Origin of the sequence: Oerskovia enterophila (assembly GCF_001692445.1) — a bacterium.
Lineage (GTDB): Bacteria > Actinomycetota > Actinomycetes > Actinomycetales > Cellulomonadaceae > Oerskovia > Oerskovia enterophila.
The window spans coordinates 1-6,080 of the sequence record NZ_MAQA01000094.1; the positions used below are offsets into that span (position 1 = coordinate 1).

Genomic DNA, 6,080 nt, shown 5'->3' on the forward strand with positions numbered 1-6,080 from the left:
CCCCCAGAGCTGGAGCGGGTGGCCGCCCATCGCGAGCACCTGCTCGTCCCAGGCGGCGCGGTCGGTGATCGTCGTGACGGTCAAGGAGGAGGACTCGGGCAGCATGCCCCCGACCTTACCGGCGAGGGGAAGTCCCGGACGACGGCGTCCCCCCGCCGCCCGCCCCGACCGGTCTCCAGGACATCGGTCGAGGTGGGCGGCGGGCGCAGGCGTCGGCGAGCGGTGCGCCGGGACCTACGAGGCGCTCTCCGGGGACGGGGCAGTGCGTGCGACCGAGGCCGGGTCGGCGAGAGCGCGGGCCAGGGGCTCGGCCACGAGGGCGAGCTGCCACTCGCGCGCGCCGCGGCCGCGCAGGAACTGCGCGACGTGCTCGGTGTCGAGCGGTGAGGGAGGCGTCCAGCACACGCGGCGCAGGGCGTCGGGCTGCAGGAGGTTCTCGATCGGCACCGAGAGCTCGTCGGACAGCGCCTGGACCACGACGCGCGCGGCGTCGAGGCGCTGGGCCGCGGCGGGGTCGCGGTCGGCCCATGCGCGCGGCGGCGGCGGGGCGTCGCTGCGCGGCCCGCGGGCGCTGGGCAGCGCTTCCTGGGGCAGGGCCAGCGCCTGGTCGATCGCGTGCTGCCAGGCCGCGGCCCGGCGGGCCGTGTTGCGGCCCGAGAACGCGGGCAGCTTGACCAGCTCGGGCACCGAGCGGGGCATGGCCTGGGCGGCGGCGACGATCGCACGGTCGGGCAGGACCCGTCCCGGAGCGATGTCCCGGCGGCGGGCGTTCTCGTCACGCGCCTCCCACAGGCTGCGCACGACCGCGAGGCTGCGCGGGTTGCGCAGCGCGTGCACGCCCGACGTGCGACGCCAGGGCTCCTCGCGCGGCGGGGGCGGGGGAGCGGTGCGCACGGCCTCGAACTCCTGGGCGGCCCACTCGGCCTTGCCCTGCTCCTCGAGCCGCTCGCCGAGGATCTTGCGCAGCGGGATGAGGACCTCGACGTCGAGCGCGGCGTACCGCAACCAGTCCTCGGGCAGGGGGCGCGTCGACCAGTCGGCCGCGGAGTGCTCCTTGGCGAGCCCGAGGCCCAGGACCTCGGCGATCACGGCGGCCAGCCCGACGCGCTCCATGCCCAGGAGGCGTGCCGCGAGCTCGGTGTCGAAGATCCGGGCGGGGTACAGGTTCTGCTCGGCGAACCCGGGCAGGTCCTGGGACGCAGCGTGCAGGATCCACTCGGCGTCGCCCACGGCCTCGCGCAGCGGCGAGAGGTCGGGGATCGCGATGGGGTCGATGAGCGCGGTGCCCGCACCCTCGCGGCGCACCTGCACCAGGTAGGTGCGCTGGCCGTACCGGTAGCCCGACGCGCGCTCGGCGTCCGCGGCGACGGGGCCGGACGCTGCGGCGTAGGCCGCGACGACCTCGGCGAAGGCCTCGGGAGTGTCGATCACGGGACCGACGCCGTCGGCCGGCTCGGTCAGCGGGGTCACGGCGGGGACCGGAGCACCGGGGTCTGCGCCGTCGGGCGTCGACGAGGGGGCTGCGTCGCGCGCTGTGCCGACGTCGACGGCGTCGCCGGAGGGGCCGCGGTCGGCGGTCCGGCGTGAGGAGAAGGAAGGTGTGTGGGCCGAGCTCATGGACCCACGGTATTGCGTCGGGGCCGCAACGACGTCACGCCGTCCGGCAACGGGGGCAGCCCGGCGGCCGTGCACAGGAGCGTGGACCACGCCTCGAGGTGGGCCCCGAGGTCGGTCGACGTGGGCGTCCAGGACGCCCGGATCTCGAGGTCGACGTCGTTGGCCTGGCCGGCCAGCGCGCCGAAGCTCTCCGAGAGCACGCGGGTCACGGTGCCGCCCTCGGCCACCGCGTCGGCGTGCGAGTGCGCGAGCGCGTCGTCGAGCCAGGTCCAGGCGACCTCGGCCAGGAGCGGGTCGGTGGCCATCTCGGGCTCGAGCGTCGCGCGCACGAGCGTCACGACGCGGAACGTGCCGTGCCAGGCCTCCTGGCCCGCGGGGTCGTGCAGCAGGATGAAGCGTCCGCTCGCGAGGTCCTCGCCCGAGCCGTCCTGACCGGTCACCTCGCCCGTGAGGGCGAGCGCGAACGGGGCGATCCTGCCGGGCGCGGGCACCTCCTGGAGGCGGACCTCGGGGCGTAGCCTCCGGCGCCCCACGGACTCCAGGGCGCGGAGGAAGTCGGGTGGTGCCGCGGCTTCTCCGGACTTGATCACACGCTGCACAGTACGAGCAGATGTCCACATCGTGGAGGTTAGGCGCGCGGAGGAGATCGAATCGTGATCGCCGGACTAGGCTGTCGGGAGTGTCCGCCGACGCCCGTCGTCGGCATGTCCCGCCGGCGCCCGGCACTCCTGCTCGCCGGAGCCAGCACCTACCCCCGAGGAGCACAGCAGATGACAGCCCGCGCACAGATCGGCGTCACCGGACTCGCGGTCATGGGCCGCAACCTGGCCCGCAACTTCGCTCGTCACGGCTACACGGTCGCGGTGCACAACCGCTCCTTCGCCAAGACCCAGTCGCTCGTCGCCGACCACGGCGACGACGGCGACTTCGTCCCGTCCGAGTCGATGGCCGACTTCGTCGCCTCGCTCGAGCGTCCCCGCAAGGTCGTCATCATGGTCAAGGCCGGCGGCCCGACGGACGCCGTCATCGCCGAGCTGGTCCCGCTCCTCGAGCAGGGCGACATCATCATCGACGCCGGCAACGCGCACTTCCCCGACACGCGCCGCCGCGAGGCCGAGCTCAAGGAGAAGGGCCTGCACTTCGTGGGCACCGGTGTCTCCGGTGGCGAGGAGGGCGCGCTCAACGGCCCCAGCATCATGCCCGGTGGCGCCCCGGAGTCGTACGAGACCCTCGGCCCCATCCTCGAGGACATCTCGGCCAAGGTCGACGGCGTGCCCTGCTGCACCTACGTCGGTCCCGACGGCGCGGGCCACTTCGTGAAGATGGTCCACAACGGCATCGAGTACGCCGACATGCAGCTCATCGCCGAGGCGTACGACCTGCTCAAGCAGGGCCTCGGAGCCTCGGCCCAGGAGATCGGCCAGATCTTCGCCGAGTGGAACAAGGGCGACCTCGAGTCGTTCCTCATCGAGATCACGGCCGACGTGCTCCAGCACGTCGACGCCGAGACCGGCAAGGCGTTCGTCGACATCATCCTCGACCGTGCCGAGCAGAAGGGCACGGGCCGCTGGACGGTCCAGAACGCGCTCGACCTAGGCGTCCCGATCACGGGCATCGCCGAGGCCACGTTCGCGCGTGCGCTGTCCGGCTCGGTGCCCCAGCGCTCGGCCGCGGTCGGCGTGCTGCCGGCCGACGCGGGCCAGTGGGAGATCACGGACCGTGACGCGTTCATCGAGGACGTGCGCCGTGCGCTGTACTCGTCGAAGGTCGTCGCGTACTCGCAGGGCTTCGACCAGATCGCCGCGGCCTCCGAGGAGTTCGGCTGGGGCATCGACCGCGGCGCCATGGCCCGCATCTGGCGCGGGGGCTGCATCATCCGCGCCCGCTTCCTCAACCGCATCACCGAGGCCTACGAGCGCGACGAGAACCTCGCGCTGCTCCTGGCCGACCCGTACTTCACGCAGACCGTCGGCGAGGGCGTGTCCTCGTGGCGTCGCGTGGTGTCCCAGGCCGCGCTCAACGGCGTGCCCACGCCCGCGTTCTCGTCCTCGCTCGCGTACTACGACGGGGTGCGCGCCGAGCGCCTGCCCGCGGCCCTCATCCAGGCCCAGCGCGACTTCTTCGGCGCCCACACCTACCACCGCGTCGACAAGGAGGGCGTGTTCCACACCGAGTGGTCCGGCGACCGCAGCGAGTCCAACGCATGACGGGGACTTCTCTCCCCGATCTCCTGCCTGTCGGCGTCGGTGGTGACATCGGCGTCTATGCGATGGTCCGCGCGTTCCACGAGCAGTACGGGACCGACGCCCTCGTGATCTCGAGCGTCGCCACGCGCGCCATGACCGACTCGTCGTTCGTCACGAACGTCGTGACGCCCGGCATCGACGACCCCGAGGTGCTCGTCGCCGCGCTCGAGCGCGTCGCCGCCCAGCACCCGGGCAAGACGCTCGTGCTGCTCACGAACGCCGACTGGTTCGTCCGGTCGATCGTCGAGAACCGCGCGCGGCTCGAGGACAAGTACGTCATGTCCTACTGCACGCTCGAGGTCCTCGAGCAGGTCTCGAGCAAGGAGGGCTTCGCGGAGGTCTGCGACCGGCTCGGCATCCCCACGCCGCGCACGGTCGCGGTCAGCGTGCCCCGGCTCGTCGCGGACGGCGGGCTCGCGGCGATCCCCGCGCTGCGCGTCGACCTCGAGTTCCCGGTCGTCGCCAAGCCGTCCTCGAGTGCGGACTACCACTACGTCTCGTTCCCGGGCAAGCGCAAGATCCACCACGTCGACTCGCGCGCCGAGCTCGACGAGCTGCTCGGGCACCTCGTCACCGCGGGGTACCCCGGGACGTTCCTCGTCCAGGAGTTCATCCCGGGCGACGAGACGCAGATGCGCTCGCTCACGGCCTACCGGGACACGCGGGGCGTGATCACCCTGCTCGCCACGGGCCGGGTGCTCCTCGAGGAGCACACCCCGGGCACGCTGGGCATCCCCGCGGCGATCCTCACGGAGCCGTACGAGGACGCCATGGAGGCCGCGAGCCGGTTCCTCGACAACGTCGGGTACACCGGGTTCGCCAACTTCGACTACAAGCTGGACCCCCGCACGGGCCGCCACGTGTACTTCGAGGTGAACCCGCGCATCGGCCGCAACAACTACTACGTGACCGCGGCCGGGGCCAACATCGCTCGCGCGCTCGTCGAGGACCGGGTCCTCGGCAGGTCGATCGAGCCTCTGCTGGCCACGAAGGAGGTCCTGTACTCGGTGGTGCCGTTCCGGCTCCTGCTCAAGTACATCCTGGACCCCTCGCTGCGGATCCGGCTGCAGGCGGTCAAGGACCGCGGCGACGCGGTGAACCCCCTGAAGTACTCGCGGGACGGGGGGCTCAAGAGGCGACTGGTCGTCGAGGCGATGACCCAGAACTTCTACCGCAAGTACAAGAAGCACTACCCGGAACCGACCACGACGGGCTACTGAGACCGTCGGTGCCGACCGCACCGACCCTCTCCGTACCCTGACGAGCGGGCCGGACAGCACGAGTGGCCGTCACCACCTGGTGGTGACGGCCCCTCGTCGTCGTGCTCGCCGCGTCTTCCGGTGCGGCTGCGGCCTGCGGGAAGGTCAGCCCAGCTCGCTGGTGCCCGAGTACAGGTGCAGCACGGGCACGTGCAGCTCCTCGCGGGCGCGCGACGCCCAGTCCTGGTGGAACGTGTCCTCGACCGCGTGCGGGTAGGTCACGATCGCGATCTCGCGGACGTCGCCCGCGGCGACCGCAGCGCGCAGCGCGGGCAGCGGGTCGTCCTCGGTCACGGCGCCCTCGGCCTCGCGGCCCGCGGCCCGGAGCTCTGCGACGCTCGCGTCGAGCTGCTCCTGCGCGGTGGCCGTGGCCTGGGCGCGCGACGGCTCCTTGCCGAGCACCTCGTCCCACGCCTCCTTGAGCTCTCCCACGCTGAGGTGGTCGATGATCGCGGAGACGACGTTGCGCTCGGTGTCGGCGGGCACCAGGACCCGGTAGGCGAGGGTCTCGTCGGGGTGGAGGGACAGGATGTGCTCCACGTCCACGGCGGCGAGGGTGTCTTCGGTCAGGACGAGGATGGTGTCGGTCACAGGCCCAGAGTAGTCAACGTTCTCAGCGCAGCGCCCATCGGGCGGCCAGCGTCCCGCCCGCGTGCAGCAGGTGCTCGAGCCGAGGACGGACCGGATCGGCGCTCGCGGGCATCTCGCCACCCGCCGTGGGGCCGGTGGCAGCACCCGGGACGAGGGGCGGCAGTCCGGCCACGATCCGGCCCGGCCCCGGGCCCACGAGCACCGGGGTCGTGGTCACGCACAGCTCGTCGAGCAGGTCGGCGGCGAGCAGGTCCGCGAGCAGGTGCGGACCGCCCTCGCACAGCACCCGGGTCAGCCCCCGTTCCGTCAGCGCGGCGAGACCGGCCCGCAGGTCGGGTCCGGGCGTGGGGGAGGGGAGGTCCTGGGG

6 protein-coding genes are annotated in these 6,080 nt (G+C 72.7%); 2 read left to right on the plus strand and 4 right to left on the minus strand.

All coding sequences use genetic code 11. The annotated features are described in order from the left end of the window. Window positions 1-234: 234 nt before the first annotated feature. On the minus strand, window positions 235-1,617 hold the full coding sequence (locus tag OERS_RS20075) for an HRDC domain-containing protein (protein ID WP_083201632.1): 1,383 nt from the start codon (window positions 1,615-1,617) through the stop codon (window positions 235-237). Continuing rightward, window positions 1,614-2,204: a DUF3000 domain-containing protein gene (locus OERS_RS20080; RefSeq protein ID WP_369800609.1), complete on the minus strand. Its 591-nt coding sequence runs from the start codon at window positions 2,202-2,204 to the stop codon at window positions 1,614-1,616. Before OERS_RS20080 ends, OERS_RS20075 begins: the two co-directional genes overlap by 4 nt. A gap of 183 nt (window positions 2,205-2,387) precedes the next feature. Here OERS_RS20080 and gndA point away from each other — a divergent pair, with 183 nt between their 5' ends. Together gndA and OERS_RS20090 are read left to right on the plus strand one after the other, a co-directional pair. Then, window positions 2,388-3,824, plus strand: a complete 1,437-nt coding sequence (gene gndA, locus OERS_RS20085; RefSeq protein ID WP_056650090.1) for an NADP-dependent phosphogluconate dehydrogenase — start codon at window positions 2,388-2,390, stop codon at window positions 3,822-3,824. After that, window positions 3,821-5,083, plus strand: coding sequence for a carboxylate--amine ligase (locus OERS_RS20090; protein WP_068627759.1), 1,263 nt, complete (start codon window positions 3,821-3,823; stop codon window positions 5,081-5,083). The genes gndA and OERS_RS20090 overlap by 4 nt, the downstream gene beginning before the upstream one ends. Before the next feature lie 144 nt (window positions 5,084-5,227). Here OERS_RS20090 and OERS_RS20095 read toward each other — a convergent pair whose 3' ends face one another. Together OERS_RS20095 and OERS_RS20100 are read right to left on the minus strand one after the other, a co-directional pair. Further along, entirely contained in the window at window positions 5,228-5,713 is a 486-nt protein-coding gene (locus OERS_RS20095; protein WP_056650084.1) for a hypothetical protein, read from the minus strand. A gap of 22 nt (window positions 5,714-5,735) precedes the next feature. Then, window positions 5,736-6,080, minus strand: a 345-nt coding sequence (locus OERS_RS20100) for a dihydrofolate reductase family protein (protein WP_211268527.1), incomplete at its 5' end; no start/stop codon positions are given.

Excerpts from the sequence above, each read along its gene's own strand:
- OERS_RS20075 (WP_083201632.1), bottom strand. The coding sequence starts at position 1,617 with ATGAGCTCGGCCCACACACCTTCCTTCTCCTCACGCCGGACCGCCGAC.
- gndA (WP_056650090.1), top strand. The coding sequence starts at position 2,388 with ATGACAGCCCGCGCACAGATCGGCGTCACCGGACTCGCGGTCATGGGC.
- OERS_RS20090 (WP_068627759.1), top strand. The coding sequence starts at position 3,821 with ATGACGGGGACTTCTCTCCCCGATCTCCTGCCTGTCGGCGTCGGTGGT.